This is a genomic window from Bacillus sp. FSL K6-3154, assembly GCF_040869395.1.
GTDB lineage: Bacteria > Bacillota > Bacilli > Bacillales > Bacillaceae > Bacillus > Bacillus safensis.
In genome coordinates, this window is the sequence record NZ_CP152033.1 from 569,404 (window position 1) to 594,540 (window position 25,137).

At 41.5% G+C, this 25,137-nt stretch carries 27 protein-coding genes; 12 read left to right on the forward strand and 15 right to left on the reverse strand.

What is annotated here, in order from left to right:
- The first annotated feature begins 89 nt into the window (after nt 1-89).
- The 3 genes from MHH61_RS03085 to MHH61_RS03095 all read left to right on the forward strand — a co-directional run bounded on the left by MHH61_RS03085 (nt 90) and on the right by MHH61_RS03095 (nt 1,225).
- A complete protein-coding gene (locus MHH61_RS03085) occupies nt 90-431 on the forward strand; it encodes a YtrH family sporulation protein (RefSeq protein WP_024424798.1) in 342 nt (113 codons plus the stop codon).
- Entirely contained in the window at nt 428-931 is a 504-nt protein-coding gene (gene ytrI, locus MHH61_RS03090; RefSeq protein ID WP_003216226.1) for a sporulation membrane protein YtrI, read from the forward strand. Before MHH61_RS03085 ends, ytrI begins: the two co-directional genes overlap by 4 nt.
- A gap of 108 nt (nt 932-1,039) precedes the next feature.
- On the forward strand, nt 1,040-1,225 hold the full coding sequence (locus tag MHH61_RS03095; RefSeq protein WP_008346082.1) for a hypothetical protein: 186 nt from the start codon (nt 1,040-1,042) through the stop codon (nt 1,223-1,225).
- 51 nt (nt 1,226-1,276) lie between these two features.
- Here MHH61_RS03095 and MHH61_RS03100 read toward each other — a convergent pair whose 3' ends face one another.
- Nucleotides 1,277-2,218, reverse strand: a complete 942-nt coding sequence (locus MHH61_RS03100) for a bifunctional oligoribonuclease/PAP phosphatase NrnA (protein WP_024424800.1) — start codon at nt 2,216-2,218, stop codon at nt 1,277-1,279.
- Between the two features lie 147 nt (nt 2,219-2,365).
- On the opposite strand from MHH61_RS03100, the gene MHH61_RS03105 reads away from it, so the two are divergent.
- The gene (locus MHH61_RS03105) at nt 2,366-2,668 is read left to right on the forward strand and encodes a YtpI family protein (RefSeq protein ID WP_003216665.1); all 303 of its coding nucleotides are present in this window, start codon (nt 2,366-2,368) and stop codon (nt 2,666-2,668) included.
- 37 nt (nt 2,669-2,705) lie between these two features.
- Here the strand turns inward: MHH61_RS03105 and MHH61_RS03110 are convergent, their stop codons facing one another.
- The 14 genes from MHH61_RS03110 to sppA form a co-directional block, all read right to left on the reverse strand.
- Nucleotides 2,706-4,028: a CBS domain-containing protein gene (locus MHH61_RS03110; RefSeq protein WP_024424801.1), complete on the reverse strand. Its 1,323-nt coding sequence runs from the start codon at nt 4,026-4,028 to the stop codon at nt 2,706-2,708.
- Between the two features lie 148 nt (nt 4,029-4,176).
- Nucleotides 4,177-4,860 (reverse strand): metal-dependent hydrolase, encoded by a 684-nt coding sequence (locus MHH61_RS03115; RefSeq protein ID WP_025092262.1) that lies wholly within the window; start codon nt 4,858-4,860, stop codon nt 4,177-4,179.
- A gap of 65 nt (nt 4,861-4,925) precedes the next feature.
- Nucleotides 4,926-5,681, reverse strand: coding sequence for an SDR family oxidoreductase (locus MHH61_RS03120; RefSeq protein ID WP_034624202.1), 756 nt, complete (start codon nt 5,679-5,681; stop codon nt 4,926-4,928).
- A 95-nt stretch (nt 5,682-5,776) separates the two neighbouring features.
- Nucleotides 5,777-6,682: an aminoglycoside phosphotransferase family protein gene (locus tag MHH61_RS03125; protein WP_125587157.1), complete on the reverse strand. Its 906-nt coding sequence runs from the start codon at nt 6,680-6,682 to the stop codon at nt 5,777-5,779.
- A 118-nt stretch (nt 6,683-6,800) separates the two neighbouring features.
- Nucleotides 6,801-8,174, reverse strand: a complete 1,374-nt coding sequence (gene argH, locus MHH61_RS03130; protein ID WP_034624205.1) for an argininosuccinate lyase — start codon at nt 8,172-8,174, stop codon at nt 6,801-6,803.
- The gene (locus MHH61_RS03135) at nt 8,171-9,382 is read right to left on the reverse strand and encodes an argininosuccinate synthase (protein WP_024424806.1); all 1,212 of its coding nucleotides are present in this window, start codon (nt 9,380-9,382) and stop codon (nt 8,171-8,173) included. The genes argH and MHH61_RS03135 overlap by 4 nt, the downstream gene beginning before the upstream one ends.
- A gap of 173 nt (nt 9,383-9,555) precedes the next feature.
- Nucleotides 9,556-10,071 (reverse strand): molybdenum cofactor biosynthesis protein B, encoded by a 516-nt coding sequence (locus MHH61_RS03140; protein WP_024426150.1) that lies wholly within the window; start codon nt 10,069-10,071, stop codon nt 9,556-9,558.
- A 105-nt stretch (nt 10,072-10,176) separates the two neighbouring features.
- Nucleotides 10,177-11,361 carry an acetate kinase gene (locus MHH61_RS03145; protein ID WP_024424808.1) on the reverse strand — a complete coding sequence of 395 codons (1,185 nt, stop codon included), beginning with the start codon at nt 11,359-11,361 and terminating at the stop codon, nt 10,177-10,179.
- Nucleotides 11,362-11,773: 412 nt separating this feature from the next.
- Nucleotides 11,774-12,748 (reverse strand): class I SAM-dependent methyltransferase, encoded by a 975-nt coding sequence (locus MHH61_RS03150; protein ID WP_025092266.1) that lies wholly within the window; start codon nt 12,746-12,748, stop codon nt 11,774-11,776.
- 88 nt (nt 12,749-12,836) lie between these two features.
- Nucleotides 12,837-13,337: a thiol peroxidase gene (gene tpx, locus MHH61_RS03155; protein ID WP_024424810.1), complete on the reverse strand. Its 501-nt coding sequence runs from the start codon at nt 13,335-13,337 to the stop codon at nt 12,837-12,839.
- Between the two features lie 112 nt (nt 13,338-13,449).
- A complete protein-coding gene (gene ytfJ, locus MHH61_RS03160; RefSeq protein ID WP_007501733.1) occupies nt 13,450-13,902 on the reverse strand; it encodes a GerW family sporulation protein in 453 nt (150 codons plus the stop codon).
- Nucleotides 13,903-13,916: 14 nt separating this feature from the next.
- On the reverse strand, nt 13,917-14,624 hold the full coding sequence (locus MHH61_RS03165) for a DUF2953 domain-containing protein (protein ID WP_073206972.1): 708 nt from the start codon (nt 14,622-14,624) through the stop codon (nt 13,917-13,919).
- 98 nt (nt 14,625-14,722) lie between these two features.
- On the reverse strand, nt 14,723-15,247 hold the full coding sequence (locus MHH61_RS03170) for an RDD family protein (protein WP_024424812.1): 525 nt from the start codon (nt 15,245-15,247) through the stop codon (nt 14,723-14,725).
- A 14-nt stretch (nt 15,248-15,261) separates the two neighbouring features.
- Nucleotides 15,262-16,263 carry a signal peptide peptidase SppA gene (sppA, locus tag MHH61_RS03175; RefSeq protein ID WP_024424813.1) on the reverse strand — a complete coding sequence of 334 codons (1,002 nt, stop codon included), beginning with the start codon at nt 16,261-16,263 and terminating at the stop codon, nt 15,262-15,264.
- Between the two features lie 445 nt (nt 16,264-16,708).
- On the opposite strand from sppA, the gene MHH61_RS03180 reads away from it, so the two are divergent.
- The 8 genes from MHH61_RS03180 (at nt 16,709) to MHH61_RS03215 (ending at nt 25,085) form a co-directional block, all read left to right on the forward strand.
- Nucleotides 16,709-17,512, forward strand: a complete 804-nt coding sequence (locus MHH61_RS03180; protein WP_024424814.1) for an NAD kinase — start codon at nt 16,709-16,711, stop codon at nt 17,510-17,512.
- 113 nt (nt 17,513-17,625) lie between these two features.
- Nucleotides 17,626-19,068 carry a DEAD/DEAH box helicase gene (locus MHH61_RS03185; RefSeq protein WP_125587158.1) on the forward strand — a complete coding sequence of 481 codons (1,443 nt, stop codon included), beginning with the start codon at nt 17,626-17,628 and terminating at the stop codon, nt 19,066-19,068.
- Nucleotides 19,069-19,257: 189 nt separating this feature from the next.
- Entirely contained in the window at nt 19,258-20,313 is a 1,056-nt protein-coding gene (locus MHH61_RS03190) for a fatty acid desaturase (RefSeq protein WP_024424816.1), read from the forward strand.
- A 118-nt stretch (nt 20,314-20,431) separates the two neighbouring features.
- On the forward strand, nt 20,432-21,568 hold the full coding sequence (locus tag MHH61_RS03195; RefSeq protein ID WP_024424817.1) for a sensor histidine kinase: 1,137 nt from the start codon (nt 20,432-20,434) through the stop codon (nt 21,566-21,568).
- The gene (locus MHH61_RS03200) at nt 21,565-22,164 is read left to right on the forward strand and encodes a response regulator transcription factor (RefSeq protein WP_125587159.1); all 600 of its coding nucleotides are present in this window, start codon (nt 21,565-21,567) and stop codon (nt 22,162-22,164) included. The genes MHH61_RS03195 and MHH61_RS03200 overlap by 4 nt, the downstream gene beginning before the upstream one ends.
- A gap of 197 nt (nt 22,165-22,361) precedes the next feature.
- Nucleotides 22,362-23,282, forward strand: a complete 921-nt coding sequence (locus MHH61_RS03205) for an iron-hydroxamate ABC transporter substrate-binding protein (RefSeq protein WP_024424819.1) — start codon at nt 22,362-22,364, stop codon at nt 23,280-23,282.
- A 109-nt stretch (nt 23,283-23,391) separates the two neighbouring features.
- The gene (locus MHH61_RS03210; RefSeq protein WP_025092270.1) at nt 23,392-24,081 is read left to right on the forward strand and encodes a response regulator transcription factor; all 690 of its coding nucleotides are present in this window, start codon (nt 23,392-23,394) and stop codon (nt 24,079-24,081) included.
- Entirely contained in the window at nt 24,081-25,085 is a 1,005-nt protein-coding gene (locus MHH61_RS03215; protein ID WP_125587160.1) for a sensor histidine kinase, read from the forward strand. Before MHH61_RS03210 ends, MHH61_RS03215 begins: the two co-directional genes overlap by 1 nt.
- Nucleotides 25,086-25,137: the final 52 nt, after the last annotated feature.

Here is a 25,137-nt window from a genome sequence, read left to right on the forward strand (position 1 = left end):
GATGCGATGAGAAACAAATGTTCTTTCTTTTCTGTCCGTTCATACTTGTCCAGCACACGCCATATATTGAATAGAGTGAGGTGGACAAAATGGATGTGAAGGAAGCTTTTATTCCGAATTTTATCAGCTGTTACTTTATCGCCCTTGGGGTCATTTTGGGTGGTGCTATCATAGGCGGTGTTGGTGCGTATTTATCTGGTCAGCCGCCTTTATCCATTATTACTAGTCTTGCCAACCGTTTAAAGATTTGGGCGCTTGTCGCCGCTATCGGCGGAACATTTGATGCTGTTTATAGCTTTGAACGAGGCATTTTCGAAGGAAACACGCGTGATATTTTCAAGCAGATTTTATTAATTATCTCTGCCATGGGCGGTGCACAAACGGGGTATCTCATTATTACGTGGCTTACCCAGGAGCATGTGTCATCATGAGGGTGCCGGAGCTGTATAAACGCCCAGGCTGGCAGCGTTTTTTTGCAGGAATGATGTTTGGTGCGATTGTAAGCTGGCTTATTTTTCTCTTTACATACGGAACCTTTCAGGAAAAGCAAGTGACACTGCTGAGAAGCCAGCAGCATCATATGGACAGTCTGAAAGAACAAATCACACTCTATCGGGAAGATTTGCATAAGTTAAATGAGGATAATAAGAAGCGGCTGCTGATCCAAAGCGTAGATGTTCATCTCGTGAATCGTGAGCAATATAAAATCCCAGAGCCAGATACGCTAAAGTTTGAAGATCAGGTCAAGGAGGATATCTCAGAAGTCATTACAAAAGATATTGAAAGTGTCTATAAAACAAAGGAATTACTAAAACGGACAGTGGAAAATAAAGAATATACCATTCGGGAAAAGGCATATCGCGCGAAAGTGACAGAGCTGACAATTTATACGAAGCTTTCACTTGAAGTACGTATTTCATTTGCTGAATAAAGAGGTTGTGGAATTTTTATGAATTTCTGCCCTCAATGATTTCTTTTCACGCTTCATTTTTATACACTAAAAGTAGAACGAGATCTTAAATAGAAAGAGGTGAGGACAATGGAGGTTTACAGCTATCGTCAAATGGCACGAGACAAAGCAAGCCGGATCAAAGACGGCATGTGTGCTTATGCTGAGACAGAAATGATGGCTCATTTAATTAAAAAAGAATTAAAGCATCAAAATCTCCAAGCCTATGAAGATTCAACAGACATCGGCTGCTGGTTTATTCCTGTATCCAAATAACCCTTTTCTCCATGACAAAAAAGAGAGAAGGGACTTCATATCCCTCCTCTCTTATGATGATGATTTACATACTTCCTCTAAATCACGCAAAATCTCATCTGCTACGGCCCAATCATAAATGGACGCACCGGCTGCAAGCGGGTGGCCGCCTCCATGATATTTTTTCGCAATGGTGTTAATGACGACGCCTTTAGAGCGGAATCTCACACGAATCTGATCGTTTTCTTCCACAAAAAAGACCCATGCCTTAATGCCTGCAATATTCCCTAGTGTCCCAACAAGCTGTGAGGCCTGCTGCGCTGTTGTTTGGAACGATTCCAAAATTTCACGCTTAATGAAAACAGATGCAACCCCGTTCTCTGACAAAGAAATATGTTGAAAAATATAGCCATTTAATTTCACGACATTCAAATCTGTCTCATACAATTGATTGAAAAGATCTGAAGATGAAAATGGATATTCGATAAGTTCCCCTGCATATTTGAGTGTCTTTTTCGTTGTGTTTGGGAAAAGGAAGCGGCCTGTGTCTCCTACAATGCCGGCATAGATCAATTCAGCTGCCTTTGTATTCAGCTGATATCCTTCTTCTTTCCCCTCTAAGTACAATTCATAAATCATCTCGCTCACAGAGCTTGCCTCTGTATCCACCCAAAGCAAATCACCATAAGGATCTTCATTCGGGTGATGGTCGATTTTCATCAGCTTATCACCCATTAAATAGCGCTGATCATCGATTCTTGCTTGATTGGCCGTATCACAGACAATGACAAGGGCCCCTTTATACACGTCATCTGGTACCTCATCGAGTTCATATAAAAATGAAAGGGATGGCTCGGGCGTTCCTGTCGCATAAATATTTTTTTCTGGATAGGTGGCACGCAAGATTTCCGTAAGGCCGCACTGCGATCCATACGCATCAGGATCTGGTCTTACATGTCTATGGATGATGATGGTGTCATATAATGATATGGTTCTAATCAGTTCTTTTTTCATAAAAACTCCTTCTCATGCGATACTCTTTTTATTATTAAATCATAATCTATCGTGACGGAAAAGTGAGGAATAGACAATTTATTCTAGTAAGCAAGCCTATTTACGTTTAAAATAGGGTTGTAACCACTTACAATGGAGGCTTGGCACATGCTTGTTTTGATTGTGTTTATTATTTGTTCTGCCATGTTTTATTTATACTACAAAGCAAAAAATGTCCGTACGAACCGGCCAGTCGAGAAAAAATTCTGGTCGGCGAAATCCAGTATGGCCCTTGGCTGCTTTGTCCTGCTCTTCGGTGTGAATCAATTATTTTTAAACCGCTCGTCACTCGCATTTGTCATCGGATTTATTTTTGTTGCTGTTGGTATCGGCAGTACGTGGGCTGGGTATAAAGCCTACAAGCATTATCTTCCGCTCTTTTTAAAGGAAGGCGAAAAAGATCACGCGTAATAAGGAAAGGGGCGACATGAGTTCGCCCTTTTTATCATTATCCTCTTTCCATCAGCTGCACCATCAGCATCGCTTTGCCTACGATATTCGATTGGTGATAAACCTCCACTTCCAGCTTTCCAAACTTGCGTCCTACTTCTAAAATATTCGGCTTAATCTGGATGGTGGATTCCATTTGGACCGGCTTTAAGAAATAGACAGAGAGACTCTCGACGATCAGTTCGCCCTTTTTATGAGATTTTAAGAAGCGGTTGGCAGATTCGATTAAAATTTGTGTGAACACCCCATATGAAATATTTCCAAGCTGGTTCGTCATTTGCGGGGTAACCTCGTACTGATAAACCGCATCCGCTTTTGGTTTCTCTGTATCGGCTTCTTTAAATCCTCTTGAGACAACATCATCCAGCTTTTCTCCGACCTGCGGCTGCTTTTGAATCATTTGGAGCGCCTTGAGCACATCCTGACGGCTGATCATACCGATCAGCTTCGCATGATCATCCACAACTGGCAGTACCTCAATGCCTTCCCACACCATCATTTGTGCAGCTGAGGCGACAGATGTTTTGCCAATGACCGTCAGCGGATTTTTCGTCATCACTTTTTCAATCGGTGTGGAGCGGTCATGCCCCGCAATATCCTTTGAGGTGAGGATTCCGTGAATCTTCATTTGATCATCTGCGACCGGGAAACGGCCGTGGCCAGTTTCATAATTCTTTTCATACCATTTTTCAAGCTTATCCTCTGGTGATAAATACACGGTGCGTTCAATCGGCGTTAAAATATCTTCTACAAGCACAATTTCTTTTTTAATTAATTGGTCATAAATGGCTCTGTTAATGAGAGCCGCGACGGTAAATGTATCGTAGCTTGTTGATAAAATCGGCAGCTCCAGCTCATCTGCGAGCTGAATGATTTCATCATCTGTTGAGAATCCGCCTGTGACCAGCACAGCCGCCCCTGCCTCTAATGCCTGCCTATGGGCATTGATCCGGTTTCCGACGATGAGCAGGTTGCCAGCAGCCGTATAGCGCATCATTGCGTCCAGCTCCATCGCTCCGATAACAAATTTATTTAACGTTTTATGTAAGCCGGCGCGTCCTCCAAGGACCTGACCATCAATAACATTGACCACTTCTGCATATGTGAGTTTTTCAATATTTTCTTTTTTCTTTTGTTCAATTCGAATGGTGCCGACTCGTTCAATGGTACTGACGAATCCTTTATTTTCAGCATCTTTGATGGCCCGGTAAGCGGTACCTTCACTCACTTTCATTTCTTTCGCTATGCGCCGGACAGAAATTTTCTCTCCGACATCTAATGAATCAATATACGATAAAATTTGCTCATGCTTTGTCGCCAATCCCGTTCACCCTTTTTGTTTTCAGCGTTTTCATCTATGTTTCATTATAAGGGCAGGAGGCTTTTAATAGCAATTTGTCTTTTCTTTCGGCAGATGAAGGCAAATAAAAAAAGCCGGCATTTGTGTGCCAGCTTTTTTCATATGAGGATTAAATGTCGATTGATTCCCCGCTGTTTAACACATGACCGACGCCGCCATGCAGGCTGTCTGCAAATGCATGCGGGTCCTGTTCAATTGGCGGGAATGTGCTGTAGTGAATCGGAACGACCTGTTTTGCCCGCAGCCATTCTGCTGCGATTCTTGCATCTTCCGGTCCCATTGTGAAGTTATCACCAATTGGAAGGAATGCGAGCTCAATATGATTCAGTTCACCGATCAGTTTCATATCTGAAAAGAGTGCAGTGTCTCCTGCATGATAAATTGTTTTACCCTCTGCGGTAAATAAAATACCTGATGGCATCCCTGTATACGTAATTGTTTTCGTTTCTTCATCAATGACAGCTGAACCGTGGAACGCTTGCGTGAGCTTCACTTTACCAAATTCAAACTCACGTCCGCCGCCGATATGAAGCGGGTGCGTTTTCACCCCTTGCCAGCTTAAATAAACGGCAAGCTCATTTGGCGCAACGACGAGAGCGTCATTATTTTTAGCAATTTCAATGGTGTCACCAAGGTGATCTCCATGTCCATGTGTCAGTAAAATGACATCCGCTTTCACATCTTGCGGTTTGATCTCTGTATGCTTATTTCCATTTAAAAATGGGTCAATCCAAATATGATATCCGTTTGTTTCAATGTGTACAACTGAATGTCCATGATATGTAGCTTTCATGTAGTATATCCACCTTTCAATTTTGATCTCATATCATTTATTCCCTCTATAAAAAGCTGAAAAACTTAATGCCTGTGAATGACGTTAAGACCACCTGTTGCTTCAATGACGGTCCCTGTAATGAGATCTGAACGGTCATCGCATAGAAATGAAATGATACGCCCTATATCCTCTCCAGTGCCAGACCTGCCTATCGGCGTTTCATCGTCTTTGATTTGACGGGCTTTCTCTATTGTCGATTCTTTCATGTCTCCAACGATTTTGCCTGGACAAACCATATTAGCAGTGATGCCATTTTCGGCTTCTTCAATCGCAATCGTTTTCGTCAATGACGCAAGGCCCACTTTTGCCGCTCCAAAGGCTGATCTGTGCATCCAGCCTGGCGCATGGTCTGCACCTTGGAAGCCATAAGTGATAATGCGGCCAAAGCCTTGTTTTCTCATCGTTGGGATGACCATTCGGAACAAATGGAATACTGCTGATAGGTTGCCTTCTATCATTTGATACCATTCATCTTCAGAGTAATCCGCCAATTTTTTTCGTTCAAAAATATAAGGACCGGCATTGTTAATCAAGGCATCAATCCGTCCAAATCGCTCTGCTGCCAGCTCTACCATGTTTTTCAAATCTTCTTTTTTTGTCACATCACCTTGGACAAATTGAAGCTTATCTTCGTACTGGTGTAATTCTTCTTTCATCTGCCGGACAGCTTCATCATCACTTCGATAATTCACTGTCACAGAATACCCCATATTCAGTAAAGACTCGGTAACTTTCCGGCCAAGTCCTTTAGAACCCGCTGTTATTAATGCGTGTCGCACACAATCTCCTCCTAAAGCAAAGGTTGCAAGTTCACGTGTTTCTTTTGTTATCTTTACTTTACTATAAACCGGCATCTGGCGCACTTATGAACCCTTTATTGATATGAGTCAAACAATATAGGGTGATTCATCCACTTTTTCAAATCCCATGAGCCATGGATATCGAGCAGCAGAGAAACAAAACGATAGCACTCTCTCACCTCATAAAGATCATGAGGAAGCGGGCAAATCTCTTCATAGCCCAACTGAACATTGCGGGCAGATTCTTTCGTCAAAAGGTATTCCAATGCAATAAAATCAAACGCAGCTGGTCCATATACGACATATTCTGTATCAACTAAACTCGTCACTTGATCATCTTTTTCAATATATTGAGACGGATCTAAATCAATTAAAATGAGACTTGCTGAATCAGGGGGCTTTAGCTTTTCAATCTTTTGCAGCACAATTTCTGCATAACAGTGAAATTCTTGCTGATCAGCGTAATAGCGGCCTATGAGTTTGGATACAGCCTTTTTTAACACAGCATGGAATTCTCTCAAATGCTTCTTTTCAGCTCCGTAGACTGCACCAAAAATGTCAGTACGATATGAATGAAGATGTGCTAGTTTCCTCCCATAATCCTTATAAAAGTCTGATGAACGTCCCTCAAAAGATGTACAAGGTGTTCCTTCTACTTTTTCCATTACATAAAAATGTCTCCCTGCCTTCTTCACTTTACGAACAACTTTTGGAATATGAAAGGAATTCGTATGAGACAGCTTTTGATTGATTTGATCGATATGCTCTTCTACAGTACGGTCATCTACTCCATAGATCATTTTGATCCCAGAAACAAATTCACTTTCTTCTCTTGCAGTTTTAGGAGATTTGACTACATATTCCGTTTTATCTTGTAAGGAGATCAGCCACACATCATTAGCCCGTCCGTCATATTGTTCTCCTAACGTTTTCACTGATACGAGTGGTTGATGAAACAAAGCCTCAAGCGTTTTCTTCATGATCTGCTGTCACTCCCTCTTCTGCTTGACGCAGGTATGCTTTCATTTCTCCAATGATCATCAATCTCCTTTTTCCATGACAAAAAAACCATCCGTATAAACGAATGGTTTTGATAAGTTATGCCAGGCAGGCTTTTGCTTTTTCTAAAGCGAGCTGAATTTGTTTGAATCCAGTTCCGCCTGCACTTGTTCTTTTTTCAACCGCAACATATGGATCAAGAACAGTGTAAATGTCTTGTTCAAAAAGATCGCTTGCTTCTGTGAATGTTTCAAAAGAAAGATCACTTAGATAGATGCCTTTTTGAATACATGTATACACAAGCTTGCCAACGATTTCGTGTGCTTCACGGAATGGCATGCCTTTTTTCGCAAGGTAGTCTGCCACTTCTGTCGCATTTGAGAAATCTTCTTTTGTTGCCTTTTTCATGACATCTTCGTTCACTGTCATCGTTTGGATCATGCCTGTGAAGATTTGCAGGCTGCCAGCGATGGTTTTCACTGTATCAAACATGCCTTCTTTATCTTCTTGAAGGTCTTTGTTATACGTAAGCGGCAAGCCTTTCATAATCGTGAGAAGCCCCATCAGGTTGCCATACACACGGCCTGTTTTCCCGCGGATTAATTCAGCCATATCCGGGTTTTTCTTCTGCGGCATCATGCTGCTGCCTGTTGCATACGTGTCATCAAGTTCAATGAATTTGAATTCTTGCGAGCACCATAAAATGATTTCCTCACAAAAACGTGAGAGGTGCATCATCACAAGACTGCTATTAGACAAAAACTCTAAAATGAAGTCCCGGTCACTCACACCATCGAGGCTGTTTTCGTAAATGTGGTCAAAGCCAAGCTGCTCTGCTGTATATTCACGATCGATCGGGAATGTCGTTCCTGCTAACGCACCGCATCCAAGCGGCGACACGTTAATTCGCTTTAATGAATCTTGGAAACGCGCTTTGTCACGCTCAAGCATCCAGAAATAGGCGAGCATATGATGGGCAAACGAAATAGGCTGTGCACGCTGCAGGTGTGTATATCCTGGAAAAATCGTTTCAACGTGCTGTTCTGCCTTTTCTACAAGCACCGTTTGAAAGGAAGAGATCAGTTCAATGATATGCTCGACTTGGTTATTCAAATACAAGTGCATATCGGTTGCAACTTGATCATTCCGGCTTCTCGCTGTGTGCAATTTGCCGCCAAGCGGACCAATCTCATCAATGAGCATTTTCTCAAGGTTTAAATGAATGTCCTCATAATCCACTGAGAATTCCAGTTCATCCGCCTCTGCCTTTTTCATGAGCGTATTTAGTCCGTCTTTGATGGCAGCGGCCTCCTCATCGCCGAGGATACCGCATTTATTCAGCATACTTGCATGAGCAAGGGAGCCGGTCAGATCTTCTTTGACTAATTGTTTGTCGAAATGAATGGACGCGCCAAACTCATCGACCCATTTTTCTGGTGTTTTTTGAAATCGGCCTCCCCAAAGCTTTTTCATGCTTTAACCTGCTCCTTTTTATTCACGATGCTGTTTACTTTTGTCGGTAAGCCCCAAAGATTAATAAATCCTACAGCTGCATCATGATCGAATTCATCTGCTTTTGTATATGTTGCTAGATTTTCATCATAAAGTGAATATGGTGATTTACGTCCTTCTACAATGGCATGACCTTTAAATAGTTTCACACGTACAACACCCGTTACGTTCTGCTGTGTTTCTTGTAAGAATGCATCTAGTGCTTCTTTAAGCGGTGAGAACCATAAGCCGTTGTATATTAATTCAGCCATTTTTTGTTCTACGATTGGTTTAAAGTGTGCGACTTCTTTGACTAGTGTTAAGTCTTCAAGCTCTTTATGCGCTTTTAGAAGTGTGACTGCACCTGGGCATTCGTACACTTCGCGAGATTTGATGCCGACAAGACGGTTTTCAACGTGATCGATTCTGCCAACACCATGCTGACCAGCGACTTCATTTAAATGAAGGATGAGATCAGATAATGAATACTGGATACCGTCAATGGCTGTCGGTTTTCCTTTTTCAAACGTGATTTCAATGATTTCAGGTGTGTCAGGCGTTTTTTCAAGTGGATTTGTCAGATCGTATGCACCTTCTGGCGGCGCAGCCCAAGGATCTTCTAAAATGCCACATTCGTTACTTCTGCCCCAAAGGTTTTGGTCGATTGAATATGGGCTGTCTAAGTTAATCGGAATTGGAATACCGTGTTTTTGTGCATAATCGATTTCTTCATCACGAGACCATTTCCATTCACGCACTGGTGCAAGAACTTCTAGGTCTGGATTCAATGCTTTAATGGATACTTCAAAACGAACTTGGTCGTTCCCTTTTCCAGTACATCCATGAGCAACTGCTACTGCATTTTCTTTTTCTGCTACTTCCACTAATTTTTTTGCAATAAGCGGACGGGATAGTGCAGATACTAGTGGATATTTTCCTTCATACATTGTGTGTGCTTGTAATGCAGTGAGTGCAAACTCTTCAGCAAATTCTTCTTTTGCGTCAATCATGTATGATTGAACAGCTCCGACTTGAAGTGCTTTTTGTTGAACGAATGCTAAATCTTTTCCTTCACCTACGTCCAGGCAGCAAGCAACGACTTCGTATCCTTGCTCTTGTAACCATTTAACTGCAACAGAGGTATCAAGACCTCCGGAATATGCTAATACGACTTTTTTATTTTGTGACATGATTGAAAAGCTCCTCTCGCTTGTTTTGATTCTGTGAATGTTTTTTGCATAAAAATAAGTTTTAATTTATAAACATGCATTTAGTATGTATACACTGTAACAAGGAAAAATTGTTTTTTCAACCCCTTTATGAAAAAAACTCTGCCAAATTTTCTTGGCAGAGTCATTTTGGGCTATTTTTGATCCTTTTCAAGCTCTCGTAAGACATGAGGAAGCTCTGGAATCACGAGTTTGGTCATGGCTAAACGAACGGCTCCGGTAGATCCCGGCGTGGCAAAGACAGCCTTTTGATTGACGACCCCTGCCGTTGCCCTGGATAAAATAGCAGCTGAACCTATGTCTTCTGTATAACTGAGCATGCGGAAGATTTCACCAAAGCCAGGCAGTTCCTTGGAAAAAAGAGGAGTGATCGCTTCAATGGTCACATCCCTTGCGGCAATACCTGTTCCGCCATTTAACAAGACGGCATCTATTTTCGGTTCGCTTGTTCCTTCGAGCACAGCGTCTTGAATCGATCCTATATCATCTTTTACAATATCGTATGCAAGAACAAGATGTCCCTGTTCTTTGAGCAAATCAATCATCAGACGGCCGCTTTTATCTGTATCTTTCGTTCTTGTATCACTGACCGTAATGACTTTCACATAAAGCCTTTCTTTCGCCTCACGTTTATGTTCTGTCACGCTCATCTTTCGCACCGCTCCCTTTTGCTTCATATTGGACAACATTATAGCATGCTGCTTTCAACAGAAAAAAGCTCTTTTCCTTATTGGAAAAGAGCTTTTCAAACTTGATTACGCTAAACGCATAACGTCTCTTGCAATCATTACTTCTTCGTTTGTAGGGATGACGATCACTTTTACAGGAGAGTGCGGATAGCTGATGAATGCTTCTTCGCCTCTCATGTTGTTTAGGGAAGGATCCCAGTAAACGCCCATGAATTCTAGACCACGAAGTACACGTGCTCTTACTTCTGAACTGTTTTCACCGATTCCAGCTGTGAAGATGATCGCATCTACGCCATTCATTCTTGCTGCATAAGAACCGATATATTTATGAATACGGCTCGCAAAAATATCAAGAGCAACTTCTGCACGGTCGTTTCCTTCTTCTGTTGCTTCTTCGATATCACGAAGGTCACTTGACAGACCAGACACACCTAAAAGACCACTCTTCTTATTCAAAGTAGAAAGCACTTCTTCAGCAGTATGTCCTGTTTTTTCCATAATAAATGGAATAAGGGCAGGGTCAATGTTACCAGAACGTGTACCCATTGCAACACCTGCAAGTGGTGTAAAGCCCATAGATGTATCGATTGATTTTCCGCCTTCAACTGCTGCAATACTCGCACCATTTCCAAGGTGGCAAGAAATTAGACGAAGCTCTTCAAGCGGACGGCCTAATAGCTCTGCTGCACGCTCTGTAACGAACTTGTGGCTTGTCCCGTGGAATCCGTATTTACGAATACCAAAGTTTTTGTAGTAGTCGTACGGAAGGCTGTATAGGTAAGACTGCTCTGGCATAGTTTGGTGGAATGCTGTATCGAACACAGCAACCGCTGGTACGTCAGGCAGAATTTGTTTGAATGCTTTGATTCCTACAACGTTTGCAGGATTGTGAAGTGGTGCAAGCTCTGAAAGCTGATCAATGTCATTGATCACTTCATCAGTTAAAAGAACAGAATCGCTGAATTTCTCTCCGCCGTGAACAACGCGGTGTCCTACGCCATCAATTTCATTAAAGTCTTTGATGATGTGAAATTCAGTTAGTTTTTCAAGCAGCATTTTGACCGCTACTGCGTGATCTGGAATATCTGTCACTTCTGTTTTCTTTTCTCCATCTACAGAAATCGTGAAGATACTGTTGTCCATTCCGATTCTTTCAACAAGCCCTTTTGTTAAAACGGTTTCTTCTGGCATGTCGAACAATTGGAATTTAAGAGATGAGCTTCCTGCGTTGATTGCAATAATTTTGGACATTACTGTCGCTCCTTTTACTCAGTTGTTATATAAGGTTTCACGTTTTTTCCGGTGCTATATTCAACCTGTTTGACGGGTCTTTTATAGTTTAACGATAAGTCCGAAAAATATCTGACTTTTTCATTTAAACATTGAAAACTTTGCATTTCAAGTGCACCTTCAAACTGTTATCGCTTACATCAATAAGTCGTTATTTTCTGAATAGTAAAATATCCAGATTATTGACAAAGAGCTAAAATGATTTTTATTTTAGCTCTTTGTTTTCTTTTCAGCATGATAGAAAACCTTTGCAGATCTAGGAAGGGCGAGCACCGGAGCAGAGCGAATTTGGGATTCGTGAGCACCGGAGCGCAGAACTGCGGGCGAATGCGAGGGTTTGTCTACACGCTGAAATAGCCAGAAATCACTCTGGCTATTCTTTCGTTTCTTTTTCTTCTATAAACCACTGGTCTAATTTTCTCATCACACCGACCATTGCTTCCTTCTGTGAGAAAGATGGAAGATTGGCAAACAGCATTCGTTTTGGTGCTTTCAGCCCTTCTTTTTTCTTTTGCATCACAAATAAGCTTTTGGCGTGTTTTTTATCCTTAAACATGGACACTGGCAGCTGAATTAACGCATTCATATACGCATGATCTTTGATGAAATCCTTTAATTGTACGCTCTCTTTTCCTTCAAACAAATCATTTGGAATGATGAAGAATAAGAAGCCGCCTTCTTTTGTGTAGCGAAGGCTTTGTTCAATGAATAAATAATGGGCAAAGGCATGTCCTTCTTTTGCCTTTAATTCAAAGTCTGCTGCACGCTCATCATTTGGATAATAGCCCACTGGGAGACTGCATACAGTGACATCTGCCGGTGAGATCAGAAGCGGCTCAAGACTGTCCTGGTGGAAAAGCTCAACTTCTTTCTCCTCTAAATTCGCTTGGGCCCAAGCAATTTTAATGAGCACATCATCAATTTCAGATGCAAAGCCGCGTTTTGTTTCTGCAGTGAGATTATTTAAAACAGCAAGAAGTAAGTTTCCTGTTCCCGCTGCTGGATCAAAGACTACAAGCTCTTTTTGACCGTCTAAAAATTTATTCACCAAATAGCTGACAAACAGTCCAATCGTATCTGGTGTCATCTGGCGATTTGGATGAGAAATATCCTTTTGACCTTTCAATACGGCGAGCTGAAACGCTTTACGAATCTGCTCATGATCATAAGAAGCAAAATCTGCCTTTTCTATTAAATCCTTTAATAAACCGTTTCGATCATTTGCTTGGAAAAAGGCTTCTCCTGCTTCTGCCAATGCTTCAATATAGGAAATGCCCTGTTCCTTTTTTAATCGAATAGAAGCTGTATCGAGCAGTTCAAAAATAGTACTTACTTGATCTTTCTGCAATGCTTTTCTCTCCTCGCTTTGTTAAAAGCTATATGTTCTCATTGAAAAGAGCCCCAGGATGAAGCCGGAGCTCTTGTCGATGCTGCTTTTATAACAGTGATTTTGCAGCTTCAATGGCTTTTTCATAATTTGGGTGATTCGTTGCTTCACTTACGTATTCAGTGTAAACCACTTTTCCGTTAGGGTCTAATACAAAGACTGCGCGTGCCAATAAACGCAATTCTTTCATATACACTCCGAATGCTTCACCAAATGACATATCTCTGTGATCAGATAATGTTTCGACATTTTCAATTCCGTTTGCTCCGCACCAGCGTGCTTGTGCAAATGGAAGGTCTGCACTAATCGTATAAATATTGACCGGACCTAAACCCGCTGCCTCTTCATTGAAACGTCTTGTTTGTGCGTCACACACACCTGTATCAATAGAAGGAATCACTGAGATGATCGTCACTTTTCCTGCTAAATCAGAAAGTGAAACTTCTCCAAGTGAGTTCGTTAATACCGTAAAATCAGGAGCCTGCTCGCCTACTTTTACTTCATTTCCTACAAGCGTGACAGGACTTCCTTTAAATGTGATCGATGCCAAAACAATTCCTCCCTTTTCAAATGTATGGTTCTATCATAGTAGAGAAAGCAAAAAACTGCAAAGCCTAATTGTCCCTTTTACAAAAAAAGTTAACTGCAGCGCAGCTAACTTTTTAAAGGTCTATGTCATCTAGTTTTCGTTCTTTGTGACGGTGCTCCCGCTCATCCTTCTTAAACATGTGCTGAAGACGTTCAATTGCTTGAGGAGCAGAATCCAATATTTTATCGAGCAGATGTGTGTGTTCATCCAAATGAAGCATTCGAACTCCGTTTGTTCCAACAATTAAGAAGGCGATTGGTGTAATCGACACCCCGCCGCCGCTTCCGCCGCCAAATGGGAGTCTCGGCTCTTTTCGTTCCTGTTCATCAGAACGTTTTTCTTTCTTTTGGTTCCCGTTAAATTCACTGCCGCCGGCTGCAAATCCAAAACCAACCTTTGACACAGTGAGAATGACACTGCCGTCAGGGGTTTCGACTGGATCGCCGATGATTGTATTCACATCTATCATTTCTTTTAAGTTTTCCATCGCTGTCTTCATGAGACCTTGGATTGGATGATCTGCCATTTTCGGGTTCCTCCTTAAACAGATGATTCATTCTTCGTTGCTTGAAGAGAGGCACTTTTTCTCGCCTTTCTTCCTTTTAACCAATGGACAAGTAAACGAATGGCTGCAAGCATAGCATGTCCAATACGAAAATATGCTATACATGTAAACTGAGTCTGTGACACATTGTGCTGAAAGGCCGGAATGACTTCATACACCGGTTTATGCTTAAAGGTGAGATGCTCCTGCATAAAGGCAAGCAGTGCTCCTTTCACTGACCACACACCGCCAGCTGCTACACCTGTTAAAGCGGCGTCATGAAAGCCGATCCATGTCGACCAATGAAATGAGACAACCCTTATGTGAATGAAGAATTTGCGCATGATCCGGTTTAAATCGACAATCTCTTTTGTGATGCGCTCCATTTGATGAAGGATTTGCTTCATATCACGCTTTCCTACTTTTTTATGCATCGATTCTTTTTCGTGATCAGGGTTTTTAGCGCTTTCCATTTTCTTTTCACGAATATCAATCGTTTGGTCTTCTGGATTGACCCTCACCATCGGAATATCTTTTTTGAGTCTGACCAATCCATATAAGGTGATGACCTTCAGTGCAATGTGGTCATTGTCGTTTGTATGCGAATAGTCCAGCGAAATGGTTACTTTCATGAAAATCAACAAGATCACAAGAAGCAAAAACGCTGCGATCCAAACGTAAAGCACTGTGCTCACTTCCTCCATAACAAATGATGCTTCCCCTACGATTATGGCTCTCATTCTGGATTTTATACCCAATCAACAAAAAAGAGTTTGACCGGTACCCGGCCAAACTCCTCTGATTATACGTTTGATTCTGTTTTTTCATATAAATGTTCATGGACGACCACCGTATCGGCAAAGTAATCATGAACCCCTTGCTTTTTCGGTGAGAACCCAACGATAGCATAGAGAATAAAGATCGTATTAATGTAGCGCCCCACAATCTCTCTAAAGAAAATAACATCCCATGCCAGCTTCTTCTCAGGCTGAAGTGAGACCACTTTAATTCCAAACACCATCTTGCCAAGTGTTTGTTGAAAGATTTTCGTCATGATGGCGAAATAAAGGAGGAATACAATCGTCGTTGTGACGGAAAATGGAGAAAACCATCCCCCTCCTTTGGACCAGCCAAACAGACTAAAGATTGGAGAAACCGTCAAATGGTTTACACCCCAGACGACGAGCCAATCAAGAATAAATGCCCAAAATCTAATCCAAAAACCTGCAAACGCCTGTGCTTCAATTGAAGCGCGCTTCACAAAGGCCGGCTTCGATTCTTCCTCTTGGCTGCGGCTTTCGCTTACTTCATCGAATGTAGAATCCATCTATGATCCCTCCTTTATTTTGAATAGAGATACATCGGTTTAGACCCATTTGAGCCAGCCAGTGTTTCTTTTAAATTCAGAAAATCAATTTCGCTTTTAAAGAGCTTGCTTGCACTCATGTTGAAGAGAGAGTTCCAGCCAAAGCTTTGAGAATAGCTGACCACTGTTGCTCCTTTTAAGCCTTTTTCATTTTTCTTCATCGCTTTTAATGCATCTTCATAATACCCAAGCTCATCGACTAATCCGTTCGATTTTGCCTGTGTCCCGTCATATACTCGGCCGTCGGCAATTTTCTTGACTTCCTGTTTTGACATGCCACGTCCTTCCGAGATTACTTTGACAAATCCTTCATAAGAGTTATCGACCATGCTTTGCATGATGTTGCGCTCATCTTTTGTCATATCACGGTTTGGAGACATGATATCTTTGAATTTCCCGCTCTTAATCGTTTCATATTTAATACCTAGATTATCTGCGAGCTTAGAATAATTTAAGCTTTGCATGATGACCCCTAACGACCCTGTTAATGTTTCAGGTGAAGCAAAGATTTTCTTCGCTGGAGTTGACACGTAGTAGCCGCCAGAAGCTGCCATTGAACCCATAGATACGTAAATCGGCTTCTTCGCTTTTTTCACTTCTTCTAATTTTTTATGTATTTCAGCACTTTCATAGACACCGCCGCCAGGAGAGTTTACGCGCAGAAGTACACCTTTTACAGAAGCATCCTCTTTCGCTTTATCTAGTTCCTTGAGGAATGCACGATGATCATAACCTTCTCCGCCTAATAGGCTCGATGCGCCGCCATTATCTTGAATGGTTCCATTAATCTCAAGAACAGCAATCTTGCCTGCACCGCTGCCATTCTCTAGTACCTTCTCTTCTATTTCATCCCCGAATTGATAGCTCATTTTATTGTCATTGAAGCTATCGAACAAGGCCATCGTGACACTAATCACAATTGAAAATCCGAAAACACCAAGTGCAATAATTAATGCTACCCATCTTTTCGCATTCATCTTTTTCTCCTCCTTTTTATCTCACTTCATTCATACGAATGCCCACAAGAAATGTTTCACAGGAATTGTGGTTTTTTTACATTTCATGTAGGCATATGATAGCACCTCTCTTAAATAACGATCAACTTTACATCGTCTACTTAGACATGCGCATGACGAAAAATTGGCTTTTTTATCCTCTCCCTGCACCTAATAGGCTATATCTTCACCGCAACGAAACACCTAAACCATTCTTTCATGAGAAAACGACTATTCAATTATGCTCAGTATTCAGTCATTTCAAATCACTCACATCGACTCATTTCTCATAAAGCATTCCGGTCATCAGACGGTTCTTTCTAAAGTTTTTACTTTCATATGAAAAAAGTGTAAAATGTGAGCAAGGGTTTTCATGTAAGCCCTTTATCATTGAAAATTATTTTTGACAGCAAAGGGGAGAACGTCAATGACAGACAATCGTCGCAATGTATTTTTCTTTTACAAAAAAGATCATGAATTGGATGGACACATTTCTTCTCTCGAGAAGCTCGCTACCGATCAGGGCTTTCACGTCGTCAAGCGTGCAGAGGATGCCCATATTATTGCTTCAATTGGCGGGGATGGCACATTTCTTCAAGCAGTACGTAAAACAAACTTCCGGGATGACTGCTTGTATGTAGGGGTATCAAAATCAGAAAATACGCACCTATACTGCGATTTCTCGTTAGAGCATTTTGATAAAATGATTGATGCCATGAACACTGAACAGCTTGAAGTGAGAAAATATCCGATCATCGATGTAAGCGTTGACAGCACAAACCAGTTCCATTGCTTAAATGAACTGTCGATCCGCTCCAGCATTATTAAAACATTTGTGATCGATGTGTATATAGATGATTTCCACTTTGAAACTTTTAGAGGCGACGGCATGATTATTTCCACTCCGACTGGTTCAACGGCTTACAATAAATCCGTGAGCGGCGCCGTGGTTGATCCGATGCTTCCTTGTATGCAAGTCACAGAGCTTGCATCGCTGAATAACAACTCGTACCGTACATTAGGCGCTCCTTTCATCTTGAGCAGTGACCGCAAACTGACGCTCAAGGTAGTGCAGGATGGAAACGATCATCCAATTATCGGGCTTGATAACGAAGCGCTCGGCACAAAACACGTCAAACAAATTGACATTGGCCTTTCAGGAAAAGTCATTAAAACGGTGAAATTAAAAGACAACTCTTACTGGGAAAAAGTAAAACGCAGATTCCTTTGAGAATTTGTCCGCACGCTGAAAGCTCCTTTACGGGGCTTTTTTTATGTCTTTTCATTCACAGTCCTGGTTATGGTATGATGTCACAAGTATGTATGTACGAAAAGGAGAACACGATGACATTACAACATTTTGATCAATATCCATTAAGTGATGAATTGAAACAAGCGTTAGAAGCGCTTCACTTCCATACACCTACACCCGTTCAGCACGAGACATTATCCGTTGCTTTTTCAAAGCAGGATTTAATCGTCAAATCTCAGACTGGCAGCGGCAAGACTGCAGCCTATGGTCTGCCGATTTGTGAAATGGTTGATTGGGCTGAAAATAAACCTCAAGCCCTCATCCTCGTTCCGACACGAGAACTCGCCATGCAGGTCAAACAAGACCTCACAAGCCTTGGGCGATTCAAACGAATCAAAGCCGCAGCCATTTATGGAAAAGCCTCTTTTCAAGCGCAGAAAGTAGAGCTTTCACAGAAAAACCATATTGTGTGCGGAACACCAGGCCGCATTTTGGATCACCTTGAGAAAGGCACCCTTTCTTTAGAAAATCTCAAATTTTTCGTGTTAGATGAAGCGGATGAGATGCTGAACATGGGATTTATCGATCAAGTCTCTTCTATTATTCAGTATCTGCCGGCAAAGCGCATGTCGATGCTGTTTTCAGCGACAATGTCTGATGATATGAAAAAATTGAGCGAACAGTTTTTACAATCACCCAAAATCATTGAGATTGCACGTGAAGAAACGTCTGTACAGCAAATCACCCACACCGTCATTGAAACGGAAGAAGAATCGAAATTCTCCCTTCTTCAGCGTACGATCGTCATTGAAAATCCAGATAGCTGCATTATTTTCTGTAATACACAAGACAGGGTGAATGAACTCACGCTGAAGCTGGACGAATGGGATGTGCCCTGTGACAAAATTCATGGCGGTATGAGACAGGAAGACCGCTTTGATGTGATGGATGAATTTAAAAAAGGTGAATTCCGTTATCTGATCGCAACAGATATAGCAGCCCGGGGAATTGATGTCAGTGATATGACACATGTCATTCATTATGATCTTCCTTATGAAAAAGAGCGCTATATTCACCGGACTGGCAGAACAGGCAGAGCGGGAAAAAGCGGGAAAACGATTGCGTTTATGACAAAGAATGCAAAACCGCTCATTGATGAATTAAAGCAGGATGCCGGCATAGACTTTCAAACTCAGCCTTATCCGACAAAGGAAGAAGCAGAAAAGCATGTAGAAAGCTTTGAAGAAAAGATTGAAACGCCTATTCAAAAGGAAAATAAACAGGCAGGCGTTGAGAAGGATATTATGAAGCTTTATTTTAACGGCGGAAAGAAAAAGAAGCTGCGGGCTGTTGATTTTGTTGGGACCATTGCCAAAATAGAAGGCGTTGCATTCGATGACATTGGGATTATTACGATCCAAGACACAAAAACATATGTAGATATTTTAAACGGCAAAGGCCCTCTTGTGCTGAATGCCATGCGCCACACAACCATTAAAGGCAAGCAGTTAAAAGTACATGAAGCACGTTCATAAAAAGTGAGGGCCCAGCGCCTTTACTTTTTTTTATTTATATTGAAATAAGCTCAAAACCGTATCCCATCAGCCTTTTTGATGACAAACATGACAAATGTCATATTGAATACATGATGGGTGCTACTATGAGCATGACACCTTTCCTTCTATACTTTGAAGTAGAAAGAAACGGAAAGGACTTGAACGTTCATGACGACTTCAACAAACACACAGCAGCAAGCTACTTTAAGAAAACAAGTGGGTCAATTCTCTGGTGCTGATTCGAAAAAAAGTATCATTCAACTCTTTAATACATTCATTCCATTTTTAGGGCTTTGGTTTCTTGCCTATTATAGCCTGAATATCTCCTACCTTTTAACCCTCTTTTTCGCGGTTATTGCAGCTGGTTTTTTAGTGCGTGTCTTTATTATTTTTCACGACTGCTGCCATCAATCCTTTTTTAAACAGAAGCCGCTAAATCACCTGTTCGGTTTTTTAACGGGCGTACTCACCCTTTTCCCTTATCTTCAATGGCAACGAGATCATTCAATTCACCATGCCACAAGCAGTAATTTAGACAAACGAGGTACTGGCGACATTTGGCTCCTAACAGTCAAAGAATATCAAGAAGCATCAGCATGGACGAAATTTCGCTACAGATTTTATCGTAACCCTTTTGTGATGTTTATTTTAGGACCGATCTTTGTCTTTCTCTTAAAAAACCGTTTCAACGTCAAAAATGCTCGTAAAAAGGAGCGTTGGAACACGTATTTCACAAACGTGAGCATCATTGCGTTAGCAGCCGCAACATGTCTTCTTTTTGGCTGGCAGGAATTTCTGCTTGTTCAAGGTCCGATCTTCCTGATCTCAGGATCTATCGGTGTATGGTTGTTTTATGTACAGCATACGTTTGAGGACTCTTATTTTGAAGCAGATGAACATTGGAACTATGTGCAGGCAGCTGTTGAAGGAAGCTCCTTTTACAAATTGCCAAAGCTTCTTCAATGGTTAACAGGTAATATCGGCTACCATCATGTCCATCATTTAAGCCCAAGAGTACCGAATTATCTTTTAGAGCATGCCCATGACCAAAGTGAGCCGCTGCAAAATGTCCCGACCATCACGTTGAAAACAAGCCTTGAGTCGATGAAATTTAGACTGTGGGATGAGGAAACGAAAGCATTTGTGACGTTTAGAGAAGCACGGCAATCTAAGAAGATGAACGTTCCTGTTATCAAAGGAGACATTCTCAAGAAAAATGCATAATCGGCGCAGGCTCTTTCTTACACGAGAAGGGGCTTGTTGTCATTTACAGGATGCACCAATAGGCTGAATTTGATAAAGTAAGGAAAAACAATGAAAAACGAAAAAAGGTGGCACACGGATGAAAAAACAGTTTAAACTTCAAAAATTGCATGGGATTTCCCCCTATATATGGGCCATTTTTTTCATCCTGCCCTTCTATTTTATCCTTAAGACACCTTCGACTTTAGGTATTGTGATCGGCATTATTTTGAACGTCGTCTTTTTCGCTGTGTATCGTTTTGCCTTTGTTGCAAAAGGCTGGTCATTATATGTCTTTGGCCTATTATTAATCGGCATTTCAACTGGTTATGTGATGCTCTACAGCTATATTTATTTCGCTTTTTGCATCGCCTATTTTAACGGACATATTAAACGAAAAGTTCCCTTTTATATCTTGTACTATATCCATCTGGCGAGCGCCGCCGTGGCAGTGAACTTTAGTTTGATCTTAAAAAAGGGCTGGTTTCTCACACAAATTCCTTTTGTCGTCATCACTCTGATTAGTGCCATTCTTCTTCCTCTCAGCATTCGGAGCAGGAAGGAACGTGAACGGCTTGAGGAGAAATTAGAATATGCCAATGAACGGATTGCAGATCTTGTGAAGCTTGAAGAAAGGCAGCGCATTGCACGCGACCTGCATGACACCCTTGGACAAAAGCTTTCTTTGATCGGTTTAAAAAGTGATCTTGCCCGTAAACTCGTGTATAAAGACCCTGAACAGGCTCGTGCCGAACTCAAAAGCGTCCAGCAGACCGCCAGAACGTCTCTCAATGAAGTGCGGAAGATTGTTTCCTCCATGAAAGGCATCCGAATCAAAGATGAAATGTCGAACATCGAGCAAATTCTCGAAGCAGCTGGAATTGAATTGATTTATGATGAAAAGGAAGCACCGAAACACATCTCACTTCTGAACGAAAACATTGTGAGCATGTGTATCAAAGAGGCGGTGACGAATGTCGTCAAACATAGTGATGCAACGGTTTGTAAAATCACCATTCACCAAAAGTCAAAGGAAGCCATCATCACCGTTGAGGATGACGGAACATTTAAAGGCGACTATCCATCCTCTCAAACGAAGGGTCACGGTCTTTTAGGAATAAGAGAAAGATTGGAATTTGCAAATGGCCGCCTGCGGATTGAAACAAAGGACGGGACAAAGCTCATTATGAGCATTCCAAATGATTCAGCAGCAAAAGAAAAGGAGGGGATGAAATGATCAACATCTTTATCGCAGAAGATCAGCAAATGCTGCTTGGTGCACTCGGTTCACTTCTCGATTTAGAAGACGATATGAAGGTTGTTGGGAAAGGTACGAACGGCCAAGATGCCATCGATTTTGCCAAAACACACCCTGTTGATATTTGCTTAATGGATATTGAAATGCCGGGAAAAACCGGACTCGATGCAGCGGAAGAGCTCAAAGGATCAGATGTGAAAATCATTATTTTAACGACCTTTGCCCGCTCCGGTTATTTCCAAAGGGCGCTAAAAGCGGGCGTCAGCGGCTACATGCTGAAAGACAGTCCAAGCGAGGAGCTGGCAAGTGCGATCCGCAGTGTGATGAAAGGGAAAAAGGTGTATGCCCCTGAATTGATGGAAGACTTATATAGTGATGAAAATCCTTTAACGGAGCGAGAGAAATCGGTCCTTGAACTCGTCGCAGACGGTAAAAACACAAAAGAAATTGCAAAAGAACTCAGCATCAAAAGCGGCACTGTCCGGAACTACATTTCCATTATTTTAGATAAGCTGGAAGTGAAAAACCGCATCGAAGCCATTACACGCTCAAAAGAAAAAGGCTGGTTTAAATAAGAAAAAAGATCAGGACACATGCTGCCTTGATCTTTTTTTATTGAAAATCCCCCCTTTATTTTTTATTACCAGCTATCAAAATGTCATTGACAACAACCTACAGTCCTATGATATGATATCCAAGTGATAATAATTATCATTATCACTAATACAACCAATATCCGGCTTATGCGCCGATTTCAAAGGAGTCTACATTCATGAAGAAAATATTGTTCCCTCTGATGCTCATCTTTGTACTTGCATTGAGCGCATGTGGCAATAGCAGCAGCTCTTCCTCAAATAAAGGAAATCAATCAGCATCATCAGACAAAATTACATATCAATCTGAAAATGGGCCTGTGAAGCTGCCAGCGCATCCAAAACGTGTTGTTGTGCTCGGTTCTTACACAGGGAATGTCATGTCACTTGGTGTGAACCTTGTCGGCGTTGACTCTTGGTCCAAAAAGAATCCGCGTTTCCAAAAGAAATTAAAAAATGTGGAAGAAGTATCTGATGCAAATGTAGAGAAAATCATGAAGCTAAAGCCTGATGTCATCATTGGCTTAAGCAATACTAAAAATGTAGAAAAACTCAAAAAAATCGCACCAACCGTTTTGTTTACGTATAACAAAGTGGATTACCTTCAGCAGCACATTGAAATTGGAAAAGTTTTAAACAAAGAAAAAGAAGCAAAAGCTTGGGTAAAAGATTTCAAAAAACGCGCAGCTGAAGCTGGAAAAGAAATCAAAGCAAAAATCGGAAAAGATGCAACAGTTTCTGTCTTTGAAAGCGGCACAAAAGATCTTTACGTTTTTGGAGATGCATGGGGCCGCGGAACAGAAATTCTCTATCAAGCAATGAAACTGAAAATGCCTGAGAAAGTGAAAGAAAAAGCATTAAAAGCCGGCTACTACGCGGTTTCACAGGAAGTCATTCCTGAATTTGCTGGAGACTATATGATCATTAGTAAAAACAGCGAAATGGACAATTCCTATCAAAACAGTGAAATTTACAAGTCCATCCCAGCTGTCAAAAAACATCGTGTGTATGAAGCCAATGCAGAGGAATTCTATTTTAATGACCCACTTACACTTGAATTCCAACTATCATTCTTTAAAAAGCACTTTTTAGGTAAATAAGCTGAAGCAAGGGATCTCTTCCCTTGCTTTTTTCTTGTCTGGTTCTAGCGGCAGGTCCTTTTTTCCGCTACAATGACAACAAGCGAATACAAAAAGTGTGGTGCTGATTTTGTTTAAGATTTTACTAATTGAAGATGATACAACCCTCTTCCAGGAAATCAAAGAACGTCTAGTCAACTGGTCCTATGATGTCTATGGGATTCAAGATTTCCATCAGGTGCTGCAGGAATTCACGTCTGTCCAGCCTGATCTCGTCATTATAGATATACAGCTGCCAAAATACGATGGCTTTCACTGGTGCCGGATGATTCGGCATCATTCAAATGTTCCAATCATCTTCCTCTCCTCAAGAGACCATCCAGCTGATATGGTCATGTCAATGCAGCTCGGTGCCGATGATTTTGTGCAAAAGCCCTTCCATTTTGACGTACTCATTGCCAAAATAAGTGCTGTTCTTCGCCGCGTGCATGATTATAATGCAGAACCGGCCAGCCTAAAGGTATGGTGCGGCGCTGCGATTGACCTAGAAAAAAATACCGTAACAAATGATCATGGTGAGGTTGAATTAACAAAAAATGAGTTATTTATTCTCAAGGAATTGATTCAGCATAAAAATCATATCGTCAGCCGTGAATCACTCATTCAAGCATTGTGGGAGGATGAACGTTTTGTCAGTGACAATACACTGACTGTAAACGTCAACCGCCTCAGAAAAAAACTAGACGAGATCTCCCTTGGCGCCTTCATTGAGACAAAAGTGGGTCAAGGCTATCTTGCAAAGGAAAAGGATGATCAATGATGCTGCAAGCATTTTTAAAAGAACGAAGAAGCTGGATTCTTTTCTTTCTTAGTTTGCAGCTCCTCATTCTGTTTGTTGCTTATTTGGATACGACCATTCCAATCGCTTCTCTTTTTTATATTGTGCTATTGTCTACGTTTCTTATGATTGTCTTCCTCTTTTTCCGATACCGAAAAGAAACGGCTTATTATGAGAGGTTGAAAGAATGGGATGATGACATTGAACATCAAATACGGCTAACCCCCTCTTCCCCATTTGAGCAGCTCATCCATGATGCAACGTCAGAGCAAATTGCACGCTACCGGCAGATGGCAGCAGAGCAGAAAATCGCTCTCGAAGAAGAAAAAGATGAATTGCTCTCTTGGATACATGAGGTCAAAACCCCCCTTACAGCGATGCGCTTAATGATTGACCGCTTAACAGATCAGCAGCTGAAATCAAATATGACGTATGAGTGGCTCAGAATACATTTATTACTTGATGCCCAGCTGCACCAAAGCAGAGTACGTCATATCGAAAATGATTTATTCATTGAAAAGCTGGACCTGCAAAGCATCATAGCGAAAGAAATCAAAGCGCTCCAATCCTGGTGTATGCAAAAAGGAATCGGCTTTGAGCTGGCGCTGGAGGAACGCACCGTATTAAGTGATATAAAATGGTTATCCTTTATGATCAGGCAGGTACTCACAAATGCAGTCAAATACAGCCATTCTTCCGATATTGTCATTGAAAGCAAGCAAATAAATGACCAAGTCATGCTGAAGATCACAGATCAAGGGAGAGGAATTGATCCAAGAGACATCTCTCGTATTTTTGAAAAAGGCTTTACCTCAACTAGACATCACAATGACACCGCCTCAACAGGAATGGGGCTCTATTTAACGAAAAAAGGAGCAGACGCTCTTCATATGACGATCGAGGTCAACTCCACGATAGATCAAGGTACAATTTTCACCTTCATCTTTCCGAAAAAGAATGATTTTGTTCATATTGCGAGCATGTGACAACAATGTCACATGCTCGTCTGTTTTGTTCGCCAAATCGAAGGACGTTTGG

Excerpts from the sequence above, each read along its gene's own strand:
- MHH61_RS03125 (WP_125587157.1), bottom strand. The coding sequence starts at position 6,682 with ATGAAGAAAACGCTTGAGGCTTTGTTTCATCAACCACTCGTATCAGTG.
- MHH61_RS03095 (WP_008346082.1), top strand. The coding sequence starts at position 1,040 with ATGGAGGTTTACAGCTATCGTCAAATGGCACGAGACAAAGCAAGCCGG.
- MHH61_RS03115 (WP_025092262.1), bottom strand. The coding sequence starts at position 4,860 with ATGAAAGCTACATATCATGGACATTCAGTTGTACACATTGAAACAAAC.
- sppA (WP_024424813.1), bottom strand. The coding sequence starts at position 16,263 with ATGAATGCGAAAAGATGGGTAGCATTAATTATTGCACTTGGTGTTTTC.
- MHH61_RS03085 (WP_024424798.1), top strand. The coding sequence starts at position 90 with ATGGATGTGAAGGAAGCTTTTATTCCGAATTTTATCAGCTGTTACTTT.
- MHH61_RS03205 (WP_024424819.1), top strand. The coding sequence starts at position 22,362 with ATGAAGAAAATATTGTTCCCTCTGATGCTCATCTTTGTACTTGCATTG.
- MHH61_RS03140 (WP_024426150.1), bottom strand. The coding sequence starts at position 10,071 with ATGAGCGTGACAGAACATAAACGTGAGGCGAAAGAAAGGCTTTATGTG.
- MHH61_RS03100 (WP_024424800.1), bottom strand. The coding sequence starts at position 2,218 with ATGAAAAAAGAACTGATTAGAACCATATCATTATATGACACCATCATC.
- MHH61_RS03200 (WP_125587159.1), top strand. The coding sequence starts at position 21,565 with ATGATCAACATCTTTATCGCAGAAGATCAGCAAATGCTGCTTGGTGCA.
- MHH61_RS03105 (WP_003216665.1), top strand. The coding sequence starts at position 2,366 with ATGCTTGTTTTGATTGTGTTTATTATTTGTTCTGCCATGTTTTATTTA.
- MHH61_RS03195 (WP_024424817.1), top strand. The coding sequence starts at position 20,432 with ATGAAAAAACAGTTTAAACTTCAAAAATTGCATGGGATTTCCCCCTAT.
- MHH61_RS03135 (WP_024424806.1), bottom strand. The coding sequence starts at position 9,382 with ATGTCACAAAATAAAAAAGTCGTATTAGCATATTCCGGAGGTCTTGAT.
- MHH61_RS03165 (WP_073206972.1), bottom strand. The coding sequence starts at position 14,624 with ATGGAGGAAGTGAGCACAGTGCTTTACGTTTGGATCGCAGCGTTTTTG.
- ytfJ (WP_007501733.1), bottom strand. The coding sequence starts at position 13,902 with ATGGCAGATCATCCAATCCAAGGTCTCATGAAGACAGCGATGGAAAAC.
- MHH61_RS03145 (WP_024424808.1), bottom strand. The coding sequence starts at position 11,361 with ATGTCCAAAATTATTGCAATCAACGCAGGAAGCTCATCTCTTAAATTC.
- MHH61_RS03170 (WP_024424812.1), bottom strand. The coding sequence starts at position 15,247 with ATGGATTCTACATTCGATGAAGTAAGCGAAAGCCGCAGCCAAGAGGAA.
- MHH61_RS03215 (WP_125587160.1), top strand. The coding sequence starts at position 24,081 with ATGCTGCAAGCATTTTTAAAAGAACGAAGAAGCTGGATTCTTTTCTTT.
- MHH61_RS03190 (WP_024424816.1), top strand. The coding sequence starts at position 19,258 with ATGACGACTTCAACAAACACACAGCAGCAAGCTACTTTAAGAAAACAA.
- MHH61_RS03185 (WP_125587158.1), top strand. The coding sequence starts at position 17,626 with ATGACATTACAACATTTTGATCAATATCCATTAAGTGATGAATTGAAA.
- ytrI (WP_003216226.1), top strand. The coding sequence starts at position 428 with ATGAGGGTGCCGGAGCTGTATAAACGCCCAGGCTGGCAGCGTTTTTTT.
- argH (WP_034624205.1), bottom strand. The coding sequence starts at position 8,174 with ATGAAAAAGCTTTGGGGAGGCCGATTTCAAAAAACACCAGAAAAATGG.
- MHH61_RS03180 (WP_024424814.1), top strand. The coding sequence starts at position 16,709 with ATGACAGACAATCGTCGCAATGTATTTTTCTTTTACAAAAAAGATCAT.